The organism is Kitasatospora sp. NPDC096147, assembly GCF_044763225.1.
Classification (GTDB): Bacteria; Actinomycetota; Actinomycetes; order Streptomycetales; family Streptomycetaceae; genus Kitasatospora.
This window is the reverse complement of sequence record NZ_JBIWFX010000004.1, coordinates 563,030-589,870: the sequence shown is the minus strand read 5'-3', so window position 1 is coordinate 589,870 and position 26,841 is coordinate 563,030. Positions and strand designations below refer to the sequence as shown.

At 68.8% G+C, this 26,841-nt stretch carries 10 protein-coding genes; 6 read left to right on the top strand and 4 right to left on the bottom strand.

Features of this window, described 5'->3' with window-relative positions:
• The first annotated feature begins 48 nt into the window (after positions 1-48).
• From ACIRBX_RS16715 to ACIRBX_RS16690, 6 genes are read left to right on the top strand one after another with little or no spacing between them, the layout of a single operon-like run.
• A complete protein-coding gene (locus tag ACIRBX_RS16715; protein WP_402297343.1) occupies positions 49-5,355 on the top strand; it encodes a DEAD/DEAH box helicase in 5,307 nt (1,768 codons plus the stop codon).
• Between the two features lie 45 nt (positions 5,356-5,400).
• Entirely contained in the window at positions 5,401-8,475 is a 3,075-nt protein-coding gene (locus tag ACIRBX_RS16710) for a helicase-related protein (protein WP_402297341.1), read from the top strand.
• The gene (locus ACIRBX_RS16705) at positions 8,472-12,641 is read left to right on the top strand and encodes an Eco57I restriction-modification methylase domain-containing protein (protein WP_402297340.1); all 4,170 of its coding nucleotides are present in this window, start codon (positions 8,472-8,474) and stop codon (positions 12,639-12,641) included. Before ACIRBX_RS16710 ends, ACIRBX_RS16705 begins: the two co-directional genes overlap by 4 nt.
• A gap of 4 nt (positions 12,642-12,645) precedes the next feature.
• On the top strand, positions 12,646-14,826 hold the full coding sequence (locus ACIRBX_RS16700; protein WP_402297339.1) for a UvrD-helicase domain-containing protein: 2,181 nt from the start codon (positions 12,646-12,648) through the stop codon (positions 14,824-14,826).
• Positions 14,823-16,028 carry an ATP-binding protein gene (locus ACIRBX_RS16695; RefSeq protein WP_402297337.1) on the top strand — a complete coding sequence of 402 codons (1,206 nt, stop codon included), beginning with the start codon at positions 14,823-14,825 and terminating at the stop codon, positions 16,026-16,028. Before ACIRBX_RS16700 ends, ACIRBX_RS16695 begins: the two co-directional genes overlap by 4 nt.
• Positions 16,025-17,056, top strand: coding sequence for a ParA family protein (locus ACIRBX_RS16690; RefSeq protein WP_402297336.1), 1,032 nt, complete (start codon positions 16,025-16,027; stop codon positions 17,054-17,056). The genes ACIRBX_RS16695 and ACIRBX_RS16690 overlap by 4 nt, the downstream gene beginning before the upstream one ends.
• A gap of 45 nt (positions 17,057-17,101) precedes the next feature.
• Here ACIRBX_RS16690 and ACIRBX_RS16685 read toward each other — a convergent pair whose 3' ends face one another.
• Genes ACIRBX_RS16685 through ACIRBX_RS16670 form a run of 4 tightly spaced genes read right to left on the bottom strand, consistent with a single transcriptional unit; the run spans position 17,102 to position 26,668 of the window.
• Complete coding sequence (locus ACIRBX_RS16685; RefSeq protein ID WP_402297334.1) at positions 17,102-20,158, bottom strand: pPIWI_RE module domain-containing protein; 3,057 nt, start codon at positions 20,156-20,158, stop codon at positions 17,102-17,104.
• A 12-nt stretch (positions 20,159-20,170) separates the two neighbouring features.
• The gene (locus ACIRBX_RS16680; RefSeq protein WP_402297332.1) at positions 20,171-23,947 is read right to left on the bottom strand and encodes a hypothetical protein; all 3,777 of its coding nucleotides are present in this window, start codon (positions 23,945-23,947) and stop codon (positions 20,171-20,173) included.
• On the bottom strand, positions 23,940-25,130 hold the full coding sequence (locus ACIRBX_RS16675) for a hypothetical protein (protein WP_402297330.1): 1,191 nt from the start codon (positions 25,128-25,130) through the stop codon (positions 23,940-23,942). The genes ACIRBX_RS16680 and ACIRBX_RS16675 overlap by 8 nt, the downstream gene beginning before the upstream one ends.
• Positions 25,130-26,668, bottom strand: coding sequence for a PD-(D/E)XK nuclease family protein (locus ACIRBX_RS16670; protein WP_402297328.1), 1,539 nt, complete (start codon positions 26,666-26,668; stop codon positions 25,130-25,132). Before ACIRBX_RS16670 ends, ACIRBX_RS16675 begins: the two co-directional genes overlap by 1 nt.
• Positions 26,669-26,841 lie beyond the last annotated feature (173 nt).

The following is a 26,841-nucleotide window of genomic DNA, read 5'->3' as shown; positions in this document are numbered from 1 at the left end:
GGTGGGATGAGGGGCCAAGGTTCACCGCCCCAGTCGCCGGACGTCGGTATGTACGGGAACCGCAGCAGAGGACCGCTCTCACCCATTACGGTGAGGAGAAGATCAACGGACAGAACAAGCGAGGGACCTGTGGACGTCTTCAAGGTGCACGGTCAATTGATCAAGGACTACCGGGATTTCACTTCCGGCTCCGTCGTCGTACGGGATCAGCGCGTCAAGGACCAGGTGGACCGCGCACTGTCCGACGGAGAACAGTGGCCGGACCCATGGCTGTCCCTCAACCCCAGCTTCGAATCCGGCGGCGTCGTCACCAGCCTGGTGGACGCCGGGCTGCTCCACCCCGAGTGCGCGCGGATCTTTCGCGCCAACAAGCGGCCCGACTCCCTCGACGGGCGCCCGCTGACCCTCCACCGCCACCAGCTCGACGCCGTAGAGGCCGCGCGCTCAGGTCACTCGTACGTCGTCACGACCGGCACCGGCTCCGGAAAGAGCCTCAGCTACATCATCCCCATCGTCGACCGTGTGCTGCGGGACCGTGAGAGCAGCTCCGGCCGAGGCGTCCAGGCCATCATCGTGTACCCGATGAACGCCCTGGCCAACAGCCAACTCCTGGAGCTGGAACGTTTTCTGCAGCACGGTTACGGTCCGGGCCGCGAGCCGGTGACCTTCGACCGCTACACCGGCCAGGAGGACGAGGCCAAGCGCGCTGCCATCCTCGAGGACCCGCCGGACATCCTGCTCACCAACTACGTGATGCTGGAACTCATGCTCACCCGCCCGCGAGAGCGCAAGGGACTGATCAAGGCCGCCAACGGCCTGAAGTTCCTGGTTCTCGATGAGCTTCACACCTACCGCGGGCGCCAGGGCGCCGACGTGGCCATGCTGGTGCGCCGGGTCCGCGACGCCTGCGACTCACCGCAGCTCCAGTGCGTGGGCACCTCTGCCACCATGACCTCACAGGGCACTCTGGAGGACCAGCGGCGCGCGGTCGCCGAAGCCGCCGAAACGCTCTTCGACACCCCGGTCTCGCCCGACCGCGTAGTCGGCGAAACCCTGGTCCGAGCCACGGCGGGTCAGCTGCCCGCGCCGGACGAGTTGCTCACCGCCATCCAGCGGTCCGAGCCACCCGCCGAACGCGCCCTGCTCGTCGCGGACCCGCTCGCCCGCTGGATCGAGTCCGAGTTCGGCCTTTCCACCATCGACTCCGGCCCCGATGCCGGAACGCTGGTGCGAGCCAAGCCGACAACGGTGCAACGCGCGGCAGCCAAGCTCGCCGACCTGACCGCCGCCTCCGAGGCCGACTGCGCCGAGGCGATCCGGGCCACCCTGGGCGCAGGCGCCCAGGCCAAGGACCCGGAGACCGAGCGCCCGCTGTTCGCCTTCCGGCTGCACCAGTTCCTCTCCAAGGGAGACACCGTCCACGCGTCGCTCGAAACCGAGGCGACCCGTCACTTGACCCGTGCCTACCAACTCCGTGTGCCCGGTGAGAAGGAGAAGCTGCTGCTGCCGCTCTCCTTCTGCCGCGAGTGCGGCCAGGACTATCTGACCGTTGCTCGTGTGACCGACCATCAGGGCACCTCCTTCCGGCGCCGCCAGGAGGGCGACGGGGACAACGGCTACCTCTACGTCAGCGACAGCGCTCCCTGGCCGGCCACCCGCGAACAGATGACCGCCGATCCTCGTCTCCCGGACACCTGGCTGACGATCGACGCCCATACCGGAGAGAGCGGTCTGCTCCCGAGCCGTGCCAAGCGCCTGCCGCAGCCGGTCTGGGTGACGCCCGACGGACGGGCGGTGGACGCCGGTCAGGGTCTGTACGCCGCGTTCATCCCGACCCCGTTCATGTTCTGCCTGCACTGCGGCGTCAGCTACGAGTCCGCGCGCGGCAAGGACTTCGGCAAGCTGATGACGCTCGATCAGGAAGGGCGCTCGTCCGCGAGCTCGGTGATCAGCTCCAGCATTGTCCGGAGCCTCAAGGCCGTACCCAAAGGCGAGCTCGGCAAGGACGCCCGCAAGCTCCTCACTTTCGTCGACAACCGGCAGGACGCCAGCCTGCAGGCCGGCCACTTCAACGACTTCGTCCAGGTCACCCAGCTCCGTGGGGCGCTGTACCAGGCGATGTCCGCGGAGCCTGACGGCCTGCACCACGAGGAAGTCGCGCAGAAGGTCGTGGACCGGCTCGGACTGGCCCCCGCCGACTACTCGCTGCACCCCGAAGAACTGAGCTCCCAACGTGCCCGTACCGCACGCGCGTTGCGCGAGGTGGTCGCCTACCGGCTCTACCTCGACCTGGAACGCGGCTGGCGAATCACCATGCCCAACCTGGAGCAGACCGGACTGCTCGGCATCGCCTACGCCGACCTGGACGAGCTCACCGCCGCAGAGCAGTACTGGGCCGGTGCAGCAGGGCCACTGCGCACGGCGGCCCCGGAGAAGCGCACGCAGCTGTGCCGTCTGCTCCTGGACGAGCTACGCCGGGTCCGCGCCATCGACGTCCCCTGTTTCACCGACGAGGGCTTCGACCAGATGCGCAAGCTCTCTCAGCAGCACCTCGTCGATCCCTGGGGTCTGGCCGACGCCGAGCGGCGCCCGCCACAGGTCGGCACCGCCTTCGCCCGCTCCGGCCGGCCCGGCCGCAGCCGGGCCGAACTCAACCTGACCGGGCGCGGTGCCTTCGGCCGGTACCTGCGCCGGGTGGGCCAGTTCCCAGACTGGCCTGATGAGATCAACCTGGCGGATGCTCAGCAGATCATCATCGACCTGCTGGCCGTGCTGGAGCGGGCCGGTCAGCTCACTGCCGTCGTGAGTGAACGGGAGGGCGGCGGCGTACCCGGTTACCGGATCAACGCCTCCGCCATCGTCTGGACTGCCCGGAACGACGAGTTCGGAGTGCCCGACCTGCTACGCCGGAGCTTCAACGAGGGGCACGGTCCACGGGTCAACCCGTTCTTCCAGGAGCTGTACCGCTCAGTCGCGGACAGCCTCGCCGGACTGATCGCCCGGGAGCACACGGCGCAGGTACCGGCGCCTGTCCGCGAGGAGCGGGAGGCCGACTTCCGGAAGGGGGTTCCGCTTCCTCTGCTGTTCTGTTCGCCCACCCTGGAGCTCGGTGTCGACATCGCGAGCCTCAACGCGGTCGGACTGCGCAACGTCCCACCCACCCCTGCGAACTACGCCCAGCGCAGCGGACGTGCCGGCCGGTCCGGGCAGCCCGCGCTGGTCACCACCTACTGCGCCACCGGCAACAGCCACGACCAGTACTACTTCCGCCGCTCCCACGAGATGGTCGCGGGCTCGGTGGCCGCCCCTCGGCTCGACCTCGGCAACGAGGACCTGGTTCGCTCCCACGTCCACGCCCTGTGGCTGGCCGAGACCGGGCTGGAGCTCGGCCGGAACCTTCCGCACCTGCTGGACGCGGCGGGTGAGCATCCAACACTGGAACTGCTCACGGATGTCAGCAGGCAGATCGAATCCGCGGAAGCACAGGTCCGGGCGAGGCGGCGGGCCGAGCGCGTCCTGCTCCGTTCCAAGGATGTGCTGGAGGGCACGTCCTGGTGGGACGACCAGTGGTTGGAGCACGTGGTGACGCGCGCCCCGAAGGCGTTCAACCGAGCCTGCGACCGCTGGCGGGACCTGTACCGGAAGTCCCTTGAAGAGCGGGACATCCAACACCGGCGGATTCTGGACCACACCCTCACCCGGGATGCCGGGGAGCAGGCGAAGCGACGCCGGGCCGAGGCCGAGACCCAGCTGCGGCTGCTCAAGAACGAGGAGTCCGGGTCGGTCCTCTCCGACTTCACGCCCTACCGCTACTTCGCCTCCGAAGGCTTCCTGCCCGGCTACTCCTTCCCCCGGCTGCCGCTGGCCGCCTACATTCCCGGCACCGGCCGCCGCAACCGCGGCGGCCGTGACGGCGACTACCTGCAACGGTCGCGGTTCATCGCGATCCGGGAGTTCGGTCCTGGCGCGCTCATCTACCACGAGGGCAATCGGTACCAGGTGGACCGCATCCAACTGCCGACCGAGTCAGGCGAGTTGGTGACAGGATCGGCCCAGCGTTGCGAGGGTTGCGGCTACCACCACGAGCCCCGGCCCGGCCTGGACCGCTGCGAAGTGTGCGGTCAGGAGCTGCCGGACGCCCGCAACAACCAACTGCAGCTGCACACGGTGTTCACCAAGCGGCGCGACCGGATCTCCTCGGACGAGGAGGAGCGGCTGCGGGCCGGCTACGCGGTGGAGATCTCCTACCGCTTCCACGACCACGGGGAGCGACCCGGACGGCTCACCGGAGAGGCGGTGGACCAGGCGGGCACAGCACTCGCGGGTCTGTCCTACGGCGACAGTGCCACGGTGCGGCTCACCAACCTCGGGTACCGGCGCAGCGTCCGCAAGGGCGGCTTCGGCTTCCAGCTCGACGTGGTCGAGGGCAAGTGGCTGGGCGACCGCTCGGATGCCGACCTGCCCGGCGCTCAGCGCAGCGATGAGGAGGACGGCCTGGAGTCCGCCGAGGACTTCCAGCGCAAGATGCGAGTGGTGCCGTACGTCGAGGACCGCCGCAACATCCTGGTCCTCCAGTTGGACCGCAAGGTACCGGCGAAGGACGCGGTGACTCTGCAGTACGCCCTGGAACGCGGCATCGAGGCGGTCTTCCAACTGGAGGACTCCGAGCTGGACTCGGAGCAGCTGCCACCGGAGACCGGCGAGCGTGACCGCATGCTGTTCATCGAGAGCGCCGAGGGCGGTGCGGGCGTGCTGCGTCGGCTCCAGGCCGAACCGGACGCACTGCGGCGGGCAGCACGCAAGGCCCTGGAAATCGCCCACTTCGACCCGGACACGGGCGCTGACCTCGGCGGCCCGTCGGCGGGCCAACGCTGCGAACTCGGCTGCTACGACTGCCTGCTCTCCTTCGGCAACCAGCGGTGGCACGAGCTGATCGACCGTCACTCGGTGCGGGAGCTGCTGCTGCGCTTTGCCGGAGCGTCGGTCGCCGGTGCCAAGTCGGGGCGCAGTCGCGCCGAGCAGGCCGATCTCCTGCGGGAGGGAGTGGATAGCAGTCTGGAGGGAGACTTCGTCAGCTGGTTGCAGACCCACGGCTACCAGCTGCCCAGCGACCAGCAGGTACTGGTCAAGGAGGCACTGTCCCGACCGGACTTCGTCTACCGGTCCGGCCCGTCACCCGTCGCCGTGTTCGTCGACGGCCCGCACCACGACCAGGAGCATGTGGCGATGCGGGATGCCGAGGCCGAGGAGCGACTGTTCGACATCGGCTGGGAGGTCGTGCGCATCCGTTACGACGAGGACTGGGCAGCGGCTGTCGGCAAGTATCCTTCGGTGTTCGGCACCGGCCGACGTTGACCCGCTCCGATCCGCCACAGAAATCCTGAAAGGCTGTCACCCCGAATGACCACGCAAGCCTCGGGCATCGCCCAGGACGGCACGCCGCGCTTCGCCGTCGGCACGCTGGTGCACGCACGCGGCCGGGAGTGGGTCGTGCTGCCCGAGTCCGGTCCCGATCTGCTGGTGCTGCGACCGCTCGGCGGCAGCGGGGACGACGTGGCCGGCGTCCTGCCCGCCCTGGAGGAGGTCCGGTCGGCGAGCTTTCCGCCACCCGACCCCACCGACCTCGGCAACCAGTCGGCGGCGGGGTTGCTGCGCAGCGCGCTGCGGATCGGCTTCCACTCCAGCGCCGGGCCGTTCCGCTCCTTGGCCTCGCTCGCGGTCGAGCCGAGGCCGTACCAGCTGGTGCCGCTGCTCATGGCACTGCGTCAGGAGACGGTGCGGCTGCTGATCGCGGACGATGTCGGCATCGGCAAGACCGTGGAGGCCGGGCTGATCGCGGCCGAGCTGCTGAAGCAGGGCGAGGCACGCGGCCTGGTGGTGCTGTGCAGCCCGGCACTGGCGGAGCAGTGGCGACGGGAGCTACGCGGGAAGTTCGGCATCGACGCGGAGCTGGTGCTGGCCAGCACCGTCGGGCGGTTGGAGCGCGGGCTCAAGCTCGGTGAGTCGGTGTTCCGTCCGGACCGGAACTACATTGTCTCGACCGACTTCATCAAGTCTCCCCGGCACCGCGGCGAGTTCGTGGACAACTGCCCCGACCTGGTGATCGTCGACGAGGCGCACACCTGCGTCGCCGAGACCGCGCTGGGTGCGGGAGGCAGCGGGAAGCGCCAGCGGCAGCAGCGCTTCGAGCTGCTGCAGCAGCTGGCCAAGGACGACTCCCGCCATCTGCTCCTGGTCACCGCGACACCACACAGCGGCAAGGAGGAGCCGTTCCGGAACCTGCTCGGACTGCTCGACCCCAAACTGGCCATGGTGAGCCTCGAAACTGACGCCGGACGGCGGGAGTTGGCCAAATTCCTGGTTCAACGTCGGCGGGGTGACATTCGCGAGTACCTCGGTGAGGGCACCCCCTTCCCCAGCGACCGGCTCTCCAGCGAGGCCGCCTACAGCCTCGCCCCGGACTACCGGCGCCTGGTCGACCGGGTGATCCGGTACGCCCGTGAGACGGTGCGGGACAGTGACGGCACGCTGCAGCAACGGGTGCGCTGGTGGTCGGCCTTGGCGCTGCTCCGCTCCTTGGCCTCCTCCCCTGCCGCCGCCGCGCAGACTCTGCGTACCCGGGCCGCGAACGCCGCTGCGACCAGCCCCGAGGAGGCCGACGAGATCGGCCGCGCCGCTGTCCTGGACCTGGCGGACGACGAGGCCGTGGAAGCCGCCGATGCCGTCCCTGGTGCGCTGTTGTCAAGCGCCGAAGCCGGCGAGGAGGGCGCGGACGATGACACCGGCGCCCTCGATGCCGACGGGACGGAGAAATCGGCCCGCCGGCGGCTGCTGGCAATGGCCCGTGAGGCCGAGCAGCTCGCGGGCCCGAAGGACAGCAAGCTCGCCAAGCTCACCACTGTGGTGCGAGAACTTCTGGCCGAGGGCTACAACCCCATCGTCTTCTGCCGCTTCATCCCCACCGCCGACTACGTCGCCGAGCATCTCAGGACCGCGCTGCAGCCCAAGCGGGCCAAGCGCGGGGCGGCGCAGGACCCGCCGGTGGCCGTCGCCGCCGTCACCGGCACCCTGTCGCCCGACCAACGGATCGTCAGAATCCAGGAGCTCACCGAACAGGGCGAGGAGGGTGAGCCGGCCGCCAGGCAGCGGGTCCTGGTCGCCACCGACTGCCTGTCCGAGGGCGTCAACCTGCAGGACAGCTTCGACGCCGTCATCCACTACGACCTGGCCTGGAACCCCACCCGGCACGAGCAGCGTGAGGGCCGGGTCGACCGCTTCGGGCAGCTCACCGACAAGGTGCGGGTCGTCACCCTCTACGGCACCGACAACCGGATCGACGGCATCGTGTTGGACGTGCTGCTGCGCAAGTACCAGCAGATCCGCCGGGCCACCGGCGTCTCCGTCCCGGTGCCCGACGAGTCCAACAACGTGATGGCGGCGGTGCTCGAAGGGCTGCTGCTCCGGGGTGAGGAGGCCGACCAGCTGACCCTGGAGCTGGACTTCGGCACCACCCAACAGCGCGACGACCTGCACCGGCAGTGGCAGAGCGCGGCCGAGCGTGAGAAGGCCTCCCGCAGCATCTACGCCCAGAACGCCATCAAGGAGGCAGAGGTCGCCGTCGAGGTCGCCGAGGTCCGGGCCGCGCTCGGCACCGGCACGGAGATCCGTGACTTCGTCCGCTCCGCGCTGACCGCTCTGCGCGGTGAGGTCGGCCCCATGCCCACCGCCACGGCCGGGCTGTCCGGCGCGACCCGGGAGACTGCCGACGGGTTCACCGTGTCGACCGGCGGCCTGCCCTACGGGCTGCGTGACGCACTGGACGCCGCCCTCGGCGCCCGGCACCCGGAGCCGGTGGTCTTCCATGACGCTCCGACAGCCCCCCGTGGTGAGGCAGCACTCAGCCGTACCGACCCGGCGGTGACCGCCCTCGCCCGCTTCGTCCTCGACGCGGCACTGGATCAGCGGCTGCCTGCCGCTCAGCGCCCGGCCCGCCGCTGCGGCGTCATCCTCACCAAAGCAGTGGAGAAGCCCACGACGCTGCTGCTGGTGCGCTACCGCTTCCAGCTGGCCATCCCCATGAGGGACCGTCGGGTACGGCACCAGATCGCGGAGGACGCCCGGCTACTGGCCTTCCGTGGCAGCGCCGCCGCACCCGAGTGGCTCACCGAGGAGGAGGCGCGGGAGCTCCTCGCCGTACGCGCCGACGCCAACATCCCCCTGGAGTTCGCCGCCCGAACGGCCGAACGTGCGGTCAGCAGTGTGGAGCTGCTCGCTCCGGCGCTCGCCGAGCGCGGCGCGCTGTTCGCCGAGCAGCTCCGGGAGTCCCATTACCGGGTACGCGGCGCCGCCAGGGCGGGCCTCGCCGGGCTCAAGGTCACCACCCAGGACCGGGCCGACGTGCTGGGTGTCTATGTCTACCGGCCCGTGGCCGCCACGGCCGACGCCACCACCGAGAACGGGAGCAGCAACCGATGAGCGTCGCCAGGACCACGGTGTTCAACGGCGTCAGCACGGTCGGTGGTCTGCTGCCCGCTGACATGCTTGCGCGGATCGCCACGGGCAAGGACATCCCAGGTGCCAAGCCCGCCGACTACCGTCTCTACGGCTCCCACGAGAGCGTCCGCGATGCGGCCGAGCGCTCCTGGGCCTACCTGCGCGGCGTCTGGCAGGCGTACCAGGACGGGCTCGTTCGCGAGAACGCGATCGAGAGCACGACCGTCCACGCCACTGGTCTGACCCGGGAGCGTTGGCTGCTGCCGCTGTTCGAGGAGCTGAAGTTCGGCCGACTCCCTGCGACTCCGGCCGGCGGCCTGGCCTCCTTGGATGGCCAGAAGACCTTCCCGGTCAGCCACCGCGCCGAGCAGATGCCGGTCCACCTGGTCGGCTGGAACATCGACCTGGACCACCGGACGCCCGGCGTTGCCGCCTCCGCGCCGCAGTCGATGCTGCAGGAGTACCTCAACCGCAGCGGACCGGGCACCCTCTGGGGTCTGCTCTCCAACGGGCGGCTGCTGCGCCTGCTGCGCGACTCGACCTCGATGGTCGGCTCCGCCTACGTGGAGTTCGACCTCCAGGCCATCTTCGACGGCGAGCAGTTCGCCGAGTTCCTGCTGCTCTATCGGCTCGCCCACCAGTCCCGTTTCGAACCGCGCGGCGACGGCGACACCGCCACCCCCGCCGGATGCTGGCTGGAACGCTGGCGCAGCGAGGCTCTGGAGAGCGGCACCAGGGCACTCCAGCAGCTTCGGGTCGGCGTCCAGCGAGCGCTCACTACCCTGGGCACCGGCTTCCTCCAGCACCCGGACAACCGTGAGCTGCGCGACCGCCTCGGCACCGCCGAGCTGTCGGTGGAGCAGCTGCACCGGGCCCTGCTCCGCACCGCCTACCGGCTGCTGTTCCTGTTCGTCGCCGAGGACCGCGACGTGCTGATCCCCGCCGATGTCGAGGATGACATCCGGAAGCGGTACGACCAGTACTTCTCCTCGGCCCGGCTCCGGCGCACCGCGGAGCGGCTGCGCGGCGGCCCGCACGACGATCAGTGGAAGGCGCTCAGGCTGGTGTTGGACGGCCTCGGGCAGACCGGCGGCCTGCCGCAGCTCGGGCTGCCGGGCCTCGGTGGCATCTTCGAGGCCAACCACACCGATCAAGCCCTGGCCGGATGCGAGTTGGCGAACGAGCACCTGTTCTCGGCGATCAGGGCGCTGTCGGTGATCCTCGACCCCAAGGTCGGCCGCAGGCGCTCGGTGGACTACCGGCACCTCGGGTCGGAGGAACTGGGCTCCGTCTACGAGTCCCTGCTGGAACTGATCCCCCGTCACGACCCGGCGGCCCGTACCTTCGAGCTGCACAACCTCGCCGGCAACGAGCGCAAGACCACCGGCTCGTACTACACCCCCGCCGCACTCATCGAGTCGCTGCTGGACTCCGCCCTGGACCCAGTACTCGACGACGCGGTCAAGTCCGGCCGCACTCGCGAGGAGCAGGAGGCGGCGCTGCTCGCCCTGACCATCTGTGACCCCGCCTGCGGCTCCGGCCACTTCCTGGTGGCGGCGGCCCGTCGGCTGGCCAAGCGGATCGCCCAGGTACGGACCGACGACCCCGAGCCCAGCGTGGAGGTGGTGCGGACGGCGCTGCGCGACGTGATCGGGCGGTGCATCTACGGGGTCGACCTCAACGAGCTGGCCGTGGAACTGGCCAAGGTCTCGCTGTGGCTGGAGGCCCTAGAGCCGGGCAAGGCCCTCAACTTCCTCGACGGCCACGTCAAGCAGGGCAACTCGCTGCTCGGTACGACGCCGAAGCTGCTGGCAGCGGGGGTTCCGGACGGCGCGTACACCGCCATCGAGGGCGACGACAAGAAGTGGACGGCCGCACTCAAAAAGCGGAACAAGCTGGAACGGGCCGCCTATGAGGACCGTGCGAAGGGTGGGGTACAGGGCGAGTTCTTCACCCAGGCCGGACTGTCGCTGTCCAATAAGGGGCTGGCCCGGACCGCCGCCGGGATCACCGAAGCGGTGAACAACACCCTGGTGGACGTGCACACCCAGCGGGACCGCTACAACGCGCTGACCGCGTCTCCGGGGTATGTGCGGGCACGGGAACTCGCCGATGCCTGGTGCAGTGCGTTCGTATGGCGCAAGACTCCTGACGCACCGCCGGCCATCACGACGCGAACGCTGTTGGACCTGCAGAACGACTCTGCGGCAATCGAACGGAGCGTCACGGATGAGGTGGTGCGGCTTGCCGCCGAGTACGAGTTCTTCCACTGGCACATCGAGTTCCCCGAGGTGTTCGCCGTACCGGACGAGGACGCCTCACTGGTCGGGGTGGACAGCCGGACCGGCTGGAGCGGTGGGTTCTCGTGCGTGCTGGGAAACCCGCCGTGGGAGCGGGTGAAGCTGCAGGAACAGGAGTTCTTCGCCTCGCTGCACGAGGGCATCGCCAACGCCCCCAACAAGGCTGCCCGCGACCGGCTGATCAAGGGCCTCGCAAGCAGTGACGAGCCCGGCGAGCGGGACCTGCTGGAGCGGTTCGAGGAGGCCAAGCGCCTGGCGGAAGGCACCAGCCAGCTGCTGCGGAACTCGGATCGGTTCCCCCTCGCGGGCCGAGGAGACGTCAACACCTATGCGGTCTTCGCCGAGACAGCTTCTCAAGCCATCGGCCCGCACGGGCAGTTCGGTTTGGTGCTTCCGACGGGCATCGCCACCGACGCGACCACGGCGCCGTTCTTCTCCGACCTGGTACGTAGCCGTCGGCTGGCCTCCTTCCTGGACTTCGAGAACGAGGCGTTCATCCTCAGCCGGGACGTGGACCACCGGGTCCGGTTCTGCCTGCTGACGGTGGCCGGCCACGCCGCACAGGTGCAGGAGGCCTCCTTCGCCTTCGGCACCCGCTACATGGCCGACCTCGCGGACCGCCGCTTCGCGATGCCGCCGGAGGAGATCCTGCTGGTCAACCCCAACACCGGGACGCTTCCGGTGTTCCGCTCGCGGCGCGACGCGGAGATCACCCTCGGCATCTACCGGCGGGTGCCGGTCCTGCTCCGCGAGGACGATCCGGAGGGGAACCCTTGGGGGCTGTCGTTCGGGACCATGTTCCACATGTCCAACGACTCACACCTGTTCCGCACCCGCGAGCAGTTGGAGGCCGAGCCAGCGAAGAACAGCGAACGGTGGCGATTGGAGGGCAACATCTTCACGCGCGGCGAACAGCGGATGCTGCCGCTGTACGAAGCGAAGATGCTGCACCACTTCGACCACCGCCTCGGCACCTACGAGGGCCAGACCGAGGCTCAGGCCAACATGGGCACTCTCCCGCGGCTCACTCCGGAGCAGCACGACGATCCGGAATTCGTGCCGATGCCGCGGTACTGGGTACCGGAGTTCGACGTGCCGACGGAGAAGCGCGACGCGAAGGGAAGAGTGGTGTGGGCGGCAGGTATGGCGACTCGCCTGGCCGACAAAGCGTGGGATCGTCCTTGGCTCATGGGATTTCGCAAAATCTGCCGTTCCTCGGATGAACGAACAGTCCTGTCGTTTCTCTTCCCTAGCATCGGCCTCGGGGACTCCGGCAACCTGCTCGTACCTCAGCTCGGAGAGCATGCATCAGCTCTCTATGCGAACACCACCGCCCTGGTGGTCGACTACGTGCTGCGGCAGAAGCTCGCTGGATCGAACTTGAACTTCTTCCAGTTCGAGCAGTTGGCCGTTCTGCCTCCCGCCGCCTACGGCAAGAGTTATGTGTGGGACGGTGGACAACTTGCGAGCTGGCTATCGCACCGCACCCTCGAACTCACCTACACCGCCCACGACATGACCCCCTTCGCCCGCGACCTCGGTGACACCGGCGCCCCGTTCCGCTGGGACGAGTCCCGCCGGGAGCTGCTCCGCGCAGAGCTCGACGCCGCGTTCTTCCACCTCTACGGCGTCACCCGCGAGGACGTCGACTACATCATGGACACCTTCCCCATCCTCAAGCGCAAGGACGAGGCCTCCCACGACACCTTCCGTACCAAGAACCTGATCCTCCAGGCCTATGACGCCATGACCGAAGCCGCCCGTACCGGCGTCCCCTACGAGACAGTTCTCAGCCCGCCCCCCGGCCAGGGCCCCCGCCACGCCGCCCGCACCGCCACTCCGGAGTAGCCCCGTGCCCCAACTCGCGTTCGCCACCGGCTTCTGGGAGGAGTACGAGCAGCTGGAGAAGCCGGTGCGCGCGGGTGTGCGCAAGGCGATGGCGAAGTTCCAGCAGCTCACCGTCCCGGGACTGCACGCCGACAAGGGACTCCACCTGGAGTCGGTCGAGCATGCCCGTGATCCCCGCATGCGCACGATCAGGATCACCGACTTCTGGCGGGGGGTCGTCCTCGCGCCGGACGACGGCGGACAGACCTTCCTCCTCGTCAACGTCGTGCCCCACGACAAGGCGTACGAGTGGGCGGCCAAACGCCTCTACACCGTCAACTCCGCCACGCACGGGCTCGAAGTCCGCAACGTGGTGGCGATCGAGCAGCTGACTCCCCTCCTGGAACAGGCGGCGGCACAGGAGCCGTCCCGTCTGTTCGGCGAGCACTCCGACACCGCGCTGCGCCACCTCGGCATCGACGACGGCCTGCTCCCGGCCGTCCGGACGATCACCGACAAGCCCCAACTGGAGGCGTTCGCCCGGCTGTTCCCCGAGGACCAGTTCGAGGTACTGCAATACCTCGCCGAGGGTTTCGGCACCGACGACGTCTGGCGCGACGTGGTCGCCGTCCGCCGGCCTGCCTCCCCCGGCCAGTTGGACCCCCGTGACCTCGACACCGCCATCGCCAACACGCCAAACCGGATCACCCTGGTCTCCGGTCCGGCCGAGCTGGACGACATCCTCCGGAAGCCCTTTGCCGCCTGGCGGGTGTTCCTGCACCCGACCCAGCGGCGCGTGGCCTACCGCATGTCCTACGGTGGGCCGGCTCAGGTCACGGGCGGGCCCGGCACCGGAAAGACCGTGGTCGCACTGCACCGGGTGAAGCACCTCCTGGAGCGAACGCACAGTCAACTGCCGTCCGACGACCGGTCCCGCATCCTGCTCACCACCTACACCACCGCCCTCGCCACCGCCCTGCGCGAGAACCTCACTCATCTCCTCGACGATGCCGACCTGCTGGCCCGGGTCGACGTCACCACCGTCAACGCCGTGGCCCACCGGATCGTGAAGGAGGCCAAGGGCAAGGTCCCGGACCTGATCGACGACGCCGAGGAACGCTCACGCTGGCGAGCCCTGCGGAAGAAGTTCGACCTGCCCTGGACCGAGCAGTTCCTCGCGCAGGAGTACCGCCACGTGGTGCTCGCCCAGGATCTGCGCTCGGTCGAGGAGTACGTCGGCTGCCGCCGCAGAGGCCGTGGAAGCTCTCTCCCACCCGCGGTCCGCCCTCGACTGTGGCAAGCCACCGCCGAGTTCGAGCGTCAGCTCACTGCTGAGGGCAAGCGCACGCATCTGCAACTCTGCTCCCAGGCCGCCGACCTGTCGGCGCCGCGCTACCGGCACGTCGTGGTGGACGAGGCGCAGGATCTGCACCCGGTCCAGTGGCGGGTGCTGCGATCGGTCGTGGCAGCAGGGGCTGACGACCTGTTCATCACCGGTGATCCGCATCAGCGGATCTACGACTCCCGGGTCTCGCTCGGTTCGCTGGGCATCGGCGTCACCGGGCGAAGCTCCCGACTGCGTGTCAACTACCGCAGCACCGAGGAGATCCTGACCTGGTCCGCCGCGCTGCTGGAGCGTCAGAAGATCGACGATCTCAGCGGCGACGGCGCCGACACCCTCGCGGGCTACCGTTCGGCGCTGCACGGCACCGGCCCCACCGCACGCGGCTTCGGCTCCGAGCAGGGCGAGGTCGAAGCGCTGCTGGAACAGGTCAGGGCATGGCTGGACGCCGGGGTCCGTCCGTCCGAGATCGCGGTCTGCAGTCGGTTCCACACCCTGGGCGCCAGGGTCCAGGCCCGGCTGTCGGCCGAAGGTATCGCGGCTGTCCTGGTGAAGGACGCCCCCTCATCCGACGAACCGGGTGTGCGCATCGCCTCGATGCATGCCATGAAGGGCCTTGAGTTCCGCTGCGTCGCGGTGCTCGGCGTGAGTGCGGCAGCGTTCCCCTACCCACCGGCGGTCACCCCGGTCGAGGTCGACCGGCTGCAGCACGACAGCGATCTGCTCGCCGAGCGCTGCCTGCTGTTCGTCGCCTGTACCCGGGCCCGTGAGGCGCTGTCCGTGTCCTGGAACGGCACGGCCAGCACCTTCCTGCCTTCACCGACGAGCCGCGACCTTGTCGAACAGCGGGGACCAGCACAATGAGCATCGTGAGTGGAGACGACATGGACTTGGCTGACGTACTCGGCACTCGCGAGTCGCCGACCCTGGAATTCAAGAGCACCGCGAAGCGAGAGGGTAAGCGTGGCGATGCCATCGGCAATGCCGTGTGTGCGATGGCCAACGACCTCACCGGCAAGGGGTACGGAGACATCCTCATCGGCGTGGCCGACGACGGCACTCCGGTCGAAGGTGTGGACACCAGCGACCGCGCCCTGCTCGCACTGACCGATCTGCGGGACGACGGCCGCCTCCTGGACCGCCCTTCGCTCACCGTGCAGGCCGCCGTCTACCGAGGCCAGCCTGTTGTGCACCTTCATGTCGAAGCGTCAGCCGCTCCCCCGGTCCGCTTCGAGGGCGTGATCTGGGTGCGGCCGGGGCCGACGACCCGCCGCGCGAACCGGGAGGACGAGCGTGTCCTCTCCGAACGCCGACGTGCCAAGGACGGCCCGTTCGACAGTCGCCCCGTGTTCGGTGCCGGCGTGGACGACCTCGACATCGACCTGTTCCAGCGGTCGTACCTTCCCTCCATGGTCGATCCCGAGGTGATCCAGGAGAACGGCCGACCCCTCGAACAGCAGCTCTCCTCACTGCACTTGAGCACCCCGGAGGCCACTCCCACCGCCCTCGGCCTGCTCACCGTCGGCTTCGACCCCGGCAGCCGCATCCCCGGCGCCTACGTCCAGTTCGTCCGCTACCAGGGCACAGACCTCGACGCTCCGATCGCGGACGAGCAGGAGCTGCGGCAGAACCTGATCGGCGTCGCAGCGCGGCTCGCACCGCTCCTGCGCAGCAATCTCCGGACCCGGCTGGTGGAGGACGGCTTCAAGGAGACGCCACAGCCGGACTACCCGTTCGAGGCACTGCGCGAGATCTGCATGAACGCCCTGATGCACCGTAACTACGAGACCTCCTACGCGCCCACCCGCATCGTCTGGTTCGACGACCGGATCGAGGTGACCAACCCCGGCGGCCCGTACGGGCAGGTCAGGGAGGACAACTTCGAGCGGGTCACCGACTACCGCAATCCCTCGCTCGCCGCTGCCATGAAGGGCCTCGGTTACGTCAACCGCTTCGGCCGGGGCATCGGACGTGTACGCGCATCCCTGGCCGGCAACGGCAACCCACCCGCCGAGTACCAGGTCGACGACTCCTCCTGGGCTGTCACCATCCGGAGCGCCGAATGACGTCGATCGCACTGTTCAACAACAAGGGCGGAGTCGGCAAGACCACTCTGACCTACCACCTGGCCCACATGATCCGGCGGATCGGCCTGACCGTCCTGGCCGTCGACCTCGATCCCCAGGCCAACCTCACGTCCATGTTCCTGGACGAGTCGGAGATCGAGGAACTGTGGGAGAGCCCCTCGGACCTCATCCTGCAAGGAACGGCCTTCCCCATACTGCCCGGCACCAGCCGGGTGCGCGGCGGCCAGACGATCGCCGACGCAGTACGTCCGATCCTGGAGGGGACGGGTGACATCGCCTCGGTCGAGCCCGCCCAGCTGCAATCCGGCCTGTGGTTGCTCCCCGGTAGTCTCGATCTGAGCCGCTTCGAGGACAAGCTGTCGCTGGAGTGGTCCCGGGCCTACGGCGGTGATCCTGCGGCGATCCGCACCTCCACCGCGTTCCACCGCATCATCGAGCAGGCCGCACGATCTGTCGAAGCCGATGTGGTCCTGATGGACGTGGGCCCGAACCTGGGCGCGATCAACCGGGCTGCACTCATTTCTGCGGACCATGTGCTGATGCCACTCGCGGCGGACCTCTTCTCCTTGAAGGGGCTCAGTAACCTCGGCCCCACCCTCCGGGACTGGCGCGACGCCTGGCAGAGCCTTGTCCTTCCCAAGGTCCCGAGCGGAATCCCCGCACCACAGGCGGCCATGCAGCCGCTCGGCTACGTCATCATGCAGCCCGAGATGCGGCTCGACCGCCCGGTCAAGGCATACGCGAGGTGGCTGGACCGCATCCCCGAGCTCTATGCGGTGACCGTGCTTGGCGAGAACGCTCCGCCCCGGGACAAGAACGAACACCGCATCGCGACCCTGCGGAACTACCGCAGCCTGATGCCACTCTCCCACGACGCCCGCAAGCCAATGTTCGACCTCAAGCCGGCTGACGGCGCATTGGGAAGCACCCAGCAGTATGTCGCCACCTGCTACCGGGAGTTCCGCACACTCGCGGACGAGGTGCTCGGCAGAGTCGGGCTCGGCTGACGTCGGTGGGTGCCCTCTGCCCTTGGAGGGCACCCACCGTTCAACTCAGCCGAACAGGGCCAACTGCCCTTCCGGCTCGGGCTCCTGTGCCAGGCCGGGTGCGTCGGCCAGGTCGGGGTCGGCGTCGGCCGTTCCGTCTTCGGCTCCGCCATCCGTGCCGTCCGCGAACATCGGCAACACATAGGCCTGGGCCAGCCCTGCGAGGTGCAGCGGCAGCGGCAGCGACAGCGCGTCCAAGTAGTCAGGGGCCTGGCGCAGTTGGTGCATCGCGAGGGCGATGGCCTCCGGGTTGTCTCCGGGCCCGTCGGCCTCGGCGTCCGGATGGCATCCGAGGACTGCGATCTCGACCAGCGCGGGATTCCAGGCCGGCTTGTCGGCGTCGCTGGTGAGCTCTCCCACGTTCTTGCCCTTGGTGAGCAGCCGGGGCGCCAGCCGATCGGCCCTGGTGGCGGATGCCTTGAACTGGCTTGCCTTCTCCGTCGTGCTGTAGAAGACCCGTTGGTCGGCACCGGGTTCGTCCTGCTGGGTCCACAACCCGGCAGGCAGGCCGTTGATCCCGTCGGGGCTGCCAGTCCCCCACCACTGAGGCGTCTCCCGTCCGGCGGCTCCTCTGATCCGCACCAGCCGCAGGTCCATGTCGAGTCCGGCGGCAGGGGCATGACCCGTTCTGATCAGGTCCGCCATGGTCTTGCCGTCCTGGAGCCAGGGCCAGTGGTTACGGCTGTTCTGGGAGTGCGTGATCAACGTGGTCGGGCGGCCGCGGAGCGAGAAGACCACGCGTTGCAGGAAGCTCGCCGTCTCCTTCCGCTGCTGGTCCATGTTCTTGCGCCAGGCGGTCCTGCGGTTCGGCGGAGCAGGGGTGGTGGCTTCGGAGTCGGTCCGCTGGTCGGGAATGGCCGGGTCGGGTTCCGTACCCGGGATCTCCGCCTTCTTGACCAGCCCGAGCAGGAAGCTCGGGTACGGAATCCAGTCGGCCGTGTCGTCGTCCCAACCCTGCACCTGCGCGAGCCCGTCCCCCTGTGGCAACGGAGTCACCAGTACGGCCACCGGGAGGTGGAGCGGGAGCCGGGTGGGGCCGTCCTTGCGGCGCTTCACCATCCAGACCGCCGCATAGCGCAGGCCCTCCGAAAGCTCACCGCCGAGGGTGTGCTCGGGCAGTACCCGCACGCCGAGTTGGCGCAGTCCGTCCAACCACCCCGAGCGGACCCTGTGATCCACGTTCTTCTGGGTCTTGATGCCCTTGGCGTTGGAGGGAACGACGGCGAACTGGGTGAGAACACCGGCATCCGCACAACCGAGGCGGACCGCGAACTTGGGATCGGTGATCGAGGGCCGGAAAGTGCTGGGGTGGGCGATCTCGACCAGGGCGAGGGACGGCGCCTCGGGGGCGGCGCCATCAGCTGCGAGGAAGTCGACCAGCTCACTGCGTCGGATCTTCACCGCTTCGGCGAGCACCTTGCCCTTGGGGCCGGTCTTGGTCCCGAGGTCGAGCCTGTCGGCGATCCCTCCGGACAGCGGGAGGCAGCGCAGTCTGACGGTCAGTTCGGGCGTATGCCACTGGAGCAGCACAGGACTTCCGGGCCTGGCGCTGTCGAACGCGGCCGCCACGGCGTCCGGGTTGCTGTGATCCGGCTGCGGGGCTCCTCCGTCACCGTCTAGGCCGAGGATCTCGGCGAACGCACCGACCGCGGCCTGTCGCAGTTCCGCGGTCTGCCACAGCAGCCGGGCTTCGACGACCGGCAGCCCTGCCGAAGGGACTGACGCCCCGTCGGTCTGCAGCTGCGCGGCGACGGCCAGGGCCGCTCGGCGGGCATGTGCTGCCCTGACCTCTTCGGCCTTCTTCGCCGTACCCGTGACGTTGAGGCGGACGTTGCCGGGCTTGTCGGAACCGGTGGTGCTGCGAATCAACTCCGGGGCGCGGACGAGCCCTTCGGGCAGCGCCTGCTCCGCCCACTCGGTGACCAGCGAACGCTGATGGGACATCAACCCCGCACCGATCCCGTGTGCTCCCATGTGGTTGCTGTGCACGACGGCGGCACGCACCCCCGGGCCGTCACCCAGCCATCGCATCGGTGTGCTCAGCAACTCGGCAGGGTCGGGAAAGTTCTGACGCAGAGTCAGGCCACGCAGGATGCCGGCCGGGCCGTTGCCCAGCCAGTCCACCATGCCGCTGTCATCACCATTGCCACGGACCCGGGTCAACCGGGCCACTGCGTAACGCTCGCTGGTGGGCGCTCCGGGCAGCCAGGGAATACTGGGACTGAGGTAGACCGTGGTGGCCCTGCGGTAGGGCAGGTGGAGGGAGCCGGTGTCGGCGCGCGGGTAGGTGGCCCAACGGCGTACGCCGGTGTGCAGGTGCAGACGTGGCCTGGGGTCGAAGGGCACCGTGTGAAGGGAGATGTTGATGGTGATGGAGAACCACCACGGCTTCCCGTTCACGTCGCGTGAGTACGGCTGGGACATCAGTTCGGCCCCCTGGTCCCGGGGCCCCCGCGGGATCGCGCGGAACCGCAGCTCGCCGCCCTCGAACTGATACGGGTCGAGGGCCATGATGCGACGGGCCAGCGCATCGGTGGCCAGCTGGTACTGCCGGCCGGTGGGCGCAGCCGTGCCGCCCTCGGTCGGCCTACCGCCGAGCAGATCCACCTGGGGCACGTCCTGCCAGACCAGCGGAGCCGCCCGCAGCTCGGCGGAGGTCTCCAGGAGCAGCTTCCGGTAGCCCTCGGTGCCGAGTACGTCCCGGTGGCCGAGGTCGCGCAGCCAGACGTCGAGCAACTGATACATCGTCCGGTCGGGCAGCGGATGGGGCAGTCCGGCGGGAACGTACAGCCAGAAGTCCTCGTCGGGGCCCACCGGGGTGCTGGGGCGTCCGCGCACGACGAGGTCGGGAGCGAGACTCTGCAGTACGCCGTCCATCCGGTAGGTAGGGACGGTGCGGTAGGGCGTACCGCCCTTCTCCTCCCGACCGTGATTGCAGAGCTCTAGCAGACTCGCCCGGGCGTGCTCGGGGAAGGGGAGTGCCCGGTAGTCGGTGGTCCAGGGGGCCGCGTCGGGGGCGAGGTGGTACGCGGCGCGGCTGACGGTGCGATAGCTGAATCCCATGACGGGTCTCCCTCAGGACTGCTTGGCGAGGACGGGCCGCGTCTGCATGACGCAGAGCGCGTCGTACAGCGGCTGGTAGAGCATCCGGACCAGCGCCGGATCGGAAGGCTCGGTGAAGGCACCGGGGTCGGCGTTCGGATCGAAGTAAGGTGCGAGCACTTCGCGGAGTCGTACGAGCAGTCCGTCGTCAGTGCTCCGGCGGCGTCGGCGTGCTTGCTTCTTCGGCTCGTCCTGCAGATCGACGAGTGGACTGACGGCCGCCGTGGGCGCCAGCGCTTCCGCCAGAGCGGGGGCGAACGCCGCGTCGACGAAGACGACTCGGGCCGGGACTCCGCCGCGGACCAGTCGGCCGATGACCTGCCAGATGGTGACCAACTGGTCCCAGGCGAAGGACTCCTTCTCGGCGTCGCTGAGCCGGGAGTAGATGTAGCGCCGGGTGAGAAGCCGACGCCACTCCGTCCGGGCGACGTGCCGGAACGCGAGTCCCGCCCGGTTGAGGGAGCCGGCCTTGGCGACCAGGTCACTGAAGGTGCCGTGCTCGAGGTGCCGGATCTGGTCGCGGGCGAACCGGGACACCCAGTCGTTAATGGCAAAGACGGCGAGTGACAGGTCGTCAGGACGGGGGTGGGGGCGGACCAGGAACAGCACGGTGCCGAACGCCGCGACCCGCTCCTCGTTGGGAGTACGGACCGTGCTGAGAATGTTGTGCCCGCGCTCGATCGCCAGCAGCGGTGCGACGAGCAGTTCGGCGTCCTCGTCCTCGGCGAAGGTCGAGAGCTCACCTCGTCGCAGCGCCGCCGCACCGTGCTCCACCCCGGACGCGATGGTGTCGGTACCTTCGTCGAGGTCGGCGTCGTCCCGGGCGAGCACCCTGACCCGACCGCGCCAGCGCGGAATCCCCTCCAGCAGGTCGGCGGCGGCAGTCGCCTCCCGGTAGCTTCCGACCAGCAGCAATGCTCGACGGCGGCGGTCGTCGGCGATCTGGCCGAGCTCCGCCTCCAACGGGCTCGGCGTGCCGCCCCGTCCCGGTTTCGCCAGCTTGCCGACCAGCTGTTTGAGCACGTCCCCCCGGATCCGGAGGTCTTGCCCGGAGAGGGTGATAGGGCGGTTCTCCTGGTCGTAGAGGAAGTTGGTGCGGAACGTGGTGCCGCGGATCGCCGCCAGCGCCTTGGCCCGGGGTTTGAGGACGGCCTGGACCGGTGCCAGGACATGCGCGCGGGTGGAGGTGCCGGCCCAGCTGGTGCCGGACATCAGCAGCACGTGCGGCCCCGGCCGGCCTGAAGCCCTGTCAACGCCCAGATCCGGCAGGGCGTGCAGCAGTTCGCGGCCCACCCCGGCGCAACGGAAGAAGCGCAGCGTGCCGCTGCGACGTCCGTCCTTGTCCTGTACGTCCTCGGGCTCGTCGGACAGGAACTGGAAGCCGAGAACATTTCCCATCGGCGCTTCCGGAACGATCGGCGCATAGTCCAGTGGTGGGCGGCGTGAGAGTTCGTTGTCGGTGGCGTCCAGGTGCAGCGCGGCCTCCACCTGCGGCCACAAGAAGGTGACCCGGCTCAGCCGCTGGTGCAGCACGGCAAGCAGCAGGGTGAACTCCAGTCGCTTCGCGCTCCGGTCGTACCAGTCCTCGGCACCCCGGAAGTCCGCCGGAGTGAGGTCCCGGCCCTTGCGCGATACCGGGGGGGGCCACCCGTCGGAGTTCTCAAGGCCGGGCGCGCCCACCAGCAGCTCGGCCTGCAGAGCCCTGACGCGCCGTCGGGTGTTGGCGACGTGCTGCGTGTGCAGCAAGTCCCGGCCCGCTTCGACGAGCCGATCCGTGACGGTGTTGTAGGGGCCGCGGTCCCCCAGAGGGTCATCCCGGAAGGCATCGAACGCGTAGGTGATCGCTTCCCTCCGCTCTGACCACGGAGTCCGGCCTGCGCCCGTGGCGTCGAGAGCGGCATCGTCCTGGGTCGAGGAGTCCGCTTCGGCCTCCTGGTCGAAGAGCTCGCCCTCGTCCCGCACCGACTCCGCAGTTCCGTCCCCTTCCACACTGCTGTTCAGCACGGGGACGACGGACGGGTACCACTCCTCCAGCAGCTTCTCCTGGAGCGTCCAGGCGCTGAAGTAGTCGATCTCGACCCACTCACGCAGGTCCGCATCGTCGATCAGCATCGCATAGATCCGGTCGGTCGCGGAGCTTACCGACCCAAGTGCGCCGCTCCAGTTCTCGACATCACGGTCCGACAGGGGAAGCCGCCCCTGCCGGGCCAACTCCTCAATCTTGTGAGTGTGCAGCCGGTCGAGCCAGGACTCGGGCCCGCGCACGACCAGAGTCGCCGAGGGGGCGAAGGTGTCGTCCAGGTTCATCTGGACTCGGTCCACCTCGTCGATGATCAGAATGTCGCTGCGCAAGCAGGCGAGTTCAAGGTTGCGCAGACGTTCGGCGTTCAGATGGCCCGGGACCCTCGTCTGTACCAGACTCGCGGGGTTGGCCACCCAGATCAGCGCGTCAACGAGTTCACGCGCGGCGCTGTGCCGCGGGCAGGCGCTCCACACCGGGCAGCCGTGACGCCGGCCGAGGTCGTCGTCACCGCGCTGGGGTTGCGGGGCACCGCCGGCGTTCCGGTAGCGCCCGGGGGATTCCGGGGCGTGACCGCTCGGGGCCGCTGCCCGGACCTCGGTCGGGTACAGCGCTGTACAGGGGGCGTCGGCGTAGCGCAGTGGTTCGGCGGCTTCCAGGCCACGCTGTGCGTCGACGACGCAGACGGTGCTCAGATCCGCGAAGCCGGGGTCGTCGTGCAAGAGCAGCGGAAGACCGCCGCGCCCGGCGATGCGACGGTGCAATCGTTGGACATGGCGTTCCCGAGTAGTGGTGCCGAGCACCGGCGCGGCCGCCAGACCGAGGGCTCTGAACAGCGCAGTGGTGTTGAGCTGTTCAGCGACGTCTCCCACAACCAGAGTGGTGCGCAGCTGCTTTCGCGCACCCCAGACCGCGATCAGCGACATCAACGTGCTCTTGCCCGCGCCGACCATTCCGACCAGATGCACCATGCGGTCCAGTCGCAGTACGGTCGCTGCCTCGAAACGCAGACCGTCGGCGGTACGGGTGTCCAGTTCCAGCTCCGCGAGCCGTCGCGCCCAGTTGCCTCGGCGCGGCAGTCCGCGCTCGGCCTCGGTCGTGTCCATCCACCGGGCGGTGTCGGCGAGTTCGATCAGAGGGACATCCAGTGGGCCACTGGTGCCGAGCGGGGGCCGGTCGAGGTCGTGTCCAGGCGCCGGTGGAAATACCAGTTCCTCAGGAAGTGTCACATGAGCTCGGCGGCGACCGTCGATGAAAACGTGCGGGCCGACCTCGGCCAGTGGCAGAGCGTTGCGTTCCAGTGCGGGCAGTTCACTCAGGGCCTCGTCGTAGACGGCGAAGCGGCGGGCAGCCGTCGGCGGATCGACACGGCGAGCTGGACCGGCACCCTCAGGGACACGGTAGCCGCGCAGGCGCTCGGGCAGCAGGCCATACGCCTCCAGGCTCTGCTGCCACATCCGGTGCCGGCGCAATGTCCAGAGCAAGTGCCGTGCGTTGGTGATCAGTTGCTGTGTCTGCCCATCGTGGACGAGATTCGCCGCCGCACCGAAGGGGTACCCCCCGAGCAGAGGCCATACGCTGTCGGCAGGCAGTTGCAGGTCGAGCCGCTCCAACAGCCTCAGACCCAGCTCGACCTGGCACAGCAAGGCCGGTTTGGTGGCTGCGTGCTCCACCGGCCACGGACCAAGCGCTGCGACGACCGGCTTGTACCAGCTGTGACGATCACGCATCGGGGTCTCCGTGGACAGGGTCGGCAAGGCCGACAGCCGGATTGATACGGGCGGCGGGCCCGTCCTCGCCCCGCAGCCTGGCGGCCGCCGCAGCAACGATCTGGTTGTCGGTGAGCAGTCGCAGGCCGGCCGCGCTCGGTGGCCTACTGCGGGCGTACCGGCCGAGGTAGTCGTGGCGTGCGTCAACGCGGTACTGCGGCACCACCCAGCAGGACTCGTCAAAGCCGGGCTCGGGCCGGACGGGATGGGCCGCCCGACCCAGCAGTCCGGGATGAGCCCAGTCCTTGACGTCGATCGCCCAGACATACCGGTCAGGGAAGGTGATCCTCAGGTCGTAGGCATCGAAGCCCGGCCACATCTCCACTGACAACCGCAACGCCCGGAGCCGCTGCTCCAACTCCACCTCGGCACGGCCGGGACCGGTGACGAACTGCCTCAGTGGGCGCGCCAGTTGATAGACCTCCCCCACCTCATCTGCAAGCATGGCGCGCCCACGCGGAGCCGGACCGCTGCTACGACACTGATCGCGCTCGCACCACCAGCCACCGTCGACCAACGGGGTGAGCAGCGTGAGGCAACGATGGCAGGCGGTATAGACACCATTGCGACGATAACTGGTGGGGGCGAGTTCATAGATGTCGTCCAGCAGTGAGCGCACCGGCTCCAGGAAGAGATCGGTGCTGATCTCGAATCTCTCCGCACTGGACAGGACGGGCTGAGTGACCAGTAGCCGGCGGAAGGCGGTGTACGACTCCGGCGAGGCCGCCTCGCGGCACAGTTGCATGGCCCGCCGTACCACTCGGCGGTCGTACTGCGCGGCAGCGCTGTCCCGGCCCTGCACCCACCATTCGTGGCACAGTTGAGTTGGTTCACCTGACTGAGGGTCGATCAGATAGTCGTCCGGACCGAAGGCGTCGAACGGGAGGTCCAACGGCCAGTTCTCCAGAGCACGGGTACGGCACCAGCGCAGCAGATCGGGCAGGCTCGTCGGTGGCTGTGCTTGCTGGAGCAGGCAGGCGAGCACTGTGCGGTCCAGGGCACGCTGCGCCTCCGGCTCGTACGGGAGCGTGAAGGACTGCAAACCGGTCGTGTCCGCGAGTTTGACGACTGCGGTGGCGATGGTGCGCAGCAGTGGCACATCGGCGTAGCCGAGCCAGCCATCGGTGCCTGGATTGGGTGACATCAGTGTCCTCGACTCAGGTCATCGACCATGGGGGTAGCCGTACTCGGAAGCGAGTCCTCGACGCCGTACCCACTACCCGGCGCGCACCACTCACGGGCCTCACAACTGTGGCAGTGGCGTCCGACCCTGGGCTCGTAGGAGCTGTCGTGCAGCAGGGGTTCAGCCATCTCCGCGATGATCTGGCGAGCCTCCTCCACGACCACTGGCCGCGACGGATCAAGCTCTTCGCAGGTACTGTCATCGGCATACAGAAGCTCCAACTCGACACGTGATCGGCGGAGTTCGCCGCCCAGGACGCCTGCCGCGAGCAGCAGTACGCCGAGCGCGAGCTGTGGGTAGTGGCGCATGAGGGACTGACCCTCCCAAGGTCTGCGGATGGCGGTTTTGGTCTCCCTCCAGACCCAACCGCCGGAGCGGGTGTACAGCAGATCGGGGGTGGCGAACACGACAACATCGAGTTCGGGCACGTAACTGGCGAGTTGACGCTGGGTCAGTAGGCGGTCCTCGGGCATCAACCCCCCCACCGGGCACAGCGCCGCATGCCGGGCAAGCATGGCGGCTGCCTCACGGGCCGGACTGCCGCTGAGGCTGTGCCCGCCGGCCGACCAGTTGGCCGGGTCGACGGGCCCCGGGATCTCCCGGCAACCCCGAGCCGGCCGCTCGCGGTGCTGGTCGTTCAACCGGGCGTCCACGAGTCGGCCACGGATGGCGGATTCGTGCTCCGCACTCAACCCGGTGAGGTGCAGCTGCCGAGTCAGGTGGTACTGCGCCGGGCAGTCTTTGTAGAGACGGAGATCCCAAGCAGAGAGGCTCCGCCGGGGGCGGCGGACGGCGAGCGGACGGCCCCCCCAGAGCCCGGGAGTACGCTCCAGCGCCGTACAGCCGCCGATGGCCTTGCAGCCGACACAGTCGTTGCCAGGCACGACACCGACGCCCTCCACAGCGCGGGCGAAGGCGGGTGCCGCATGCGCGCGGTAATTCTGTTCCACCGCCTGCTGATCCCAGTCGAGCAGAATCTCCGCCCGGCCATCACCGCAGCCGTACCCGAACACTCGGACCCGCTCCGGGGGGGACGAAGGCTGCAGATCGAGCGGCTGGTAACGCTCCTTGAAGCCCGGCCGGGGGCACTCGACACCCCTGGCCAGTACGTAAGCGATCGCAGCGAGTTCAGCCTCAGAGCGATTCCTTCTCGCCGTACCGATTGACGGCAGCCAGAGGTCTCGGACCGTACCGTCCGCCGAAGCATAGCGGCGGCCCCAGGCAGTCTGCTCGTAGCGGGTGGCCCCGCGCGAATCAGGTTCACCGCTGGGCGAGTTGCGCACCACCGCCCACTCGTGGCACATCGGCACGGTGCGTGGAACTGCGTCGTCACCATGGGTGCCCTGCCATGCTTCACGCTCCGCGAGGTAGCGCGGCAGGGCCCGAGCCGTCCATTCCAGCAGACCTGCGTGCGCCGGGCGCCGATGGCTGGAAAACCTCCCCCGCGTACGCCAGAGTTCCGCGATCACCTGCGCAAGGGGCCAATTCTGATGTTCCATGAGATTCAGCCCGTCCATGAGCGGCCCAGGGGCGAATTCCTCAACGGCCCTCGAAGACCTCGGCGGGGCGGGATCGGAAGCGAGGAACGGACGAAGCGCAACGCTCTTGGCGGTGGGGCAGTCCCCGGGATTCTCACGCGTCGCGACGCTACTCGCACGTACGAGCGAAATAC

Excerpts from the sequence above, each read along its gene's own strand:
- ACIRBX_RS16685 (WP_402297334.1), bottom strand. The coding sequence starts at position 20,158 with ATGGGATTCAGCTATCGCACCGTCAGCCGCGCCGCGTACCACCTCGCC.
- ACIRBX_RS16710 (WP_402297341.1), top strand. The coding sequence starts at position 5,401 with ATGACCACGCAAGCCTCGGGCATCGCCCAGGACGGCACGCCGCGCTTC.
- ACIRBX_RS16705 (WP_402297340.1), top strand. The coding sequence starts at position 8,472 with ATGAGCGTCGCCAGGACCACGGTGTTCAACGGCGTCAGCACGGTCGGT.
- ACIRBX_RS16675 (WP_402297330.1), bottom strand. The coding sequence starts at position 25,130 with ATGTCACCCAATCCAGGCACCGATGGCTGGCTCGGCTACGCCGATGTG.
- ACIRBX_RS16670 (WP_402297328.1), bottom strand. The coding sequence starts at position 26,668 with ATGGAACATCAGAATTGGCCCCTTGCGCAGGTGATCGCGGAACTCTGG.
- ACIRBX_RS16690 (WP_402297336.1), top strand. The coding sequence starts at position 16,025 with ATGACGTCGATCGCACTGTTCAACAACAAGGGCGGAGTCGGCAAGACC.
- ACIRBX_RS16695 (WP_402297337.1), top strand. The coding sequence starts at position 14,823 with ATGAGCATCGTGAGTGGAGACGACATGGACTTGGCTGACGTACTCGGC.
- ACIRBX_RS16680 (WP_402297332.1), bottom strand. The coding sequence starts at position 23,947 with ATGCGTGATCGTCACAGCTGGTACAAGCCGGTCGTCGCAGCGCTTGGT.
- ACIRBX_RS16715 (WP_402297343.1), top strand. The coding sequence starts at position 49 with ATGTACGGGAACCGCAGCAGAGGACCGCTCTCACCCATTACGGTGAGG.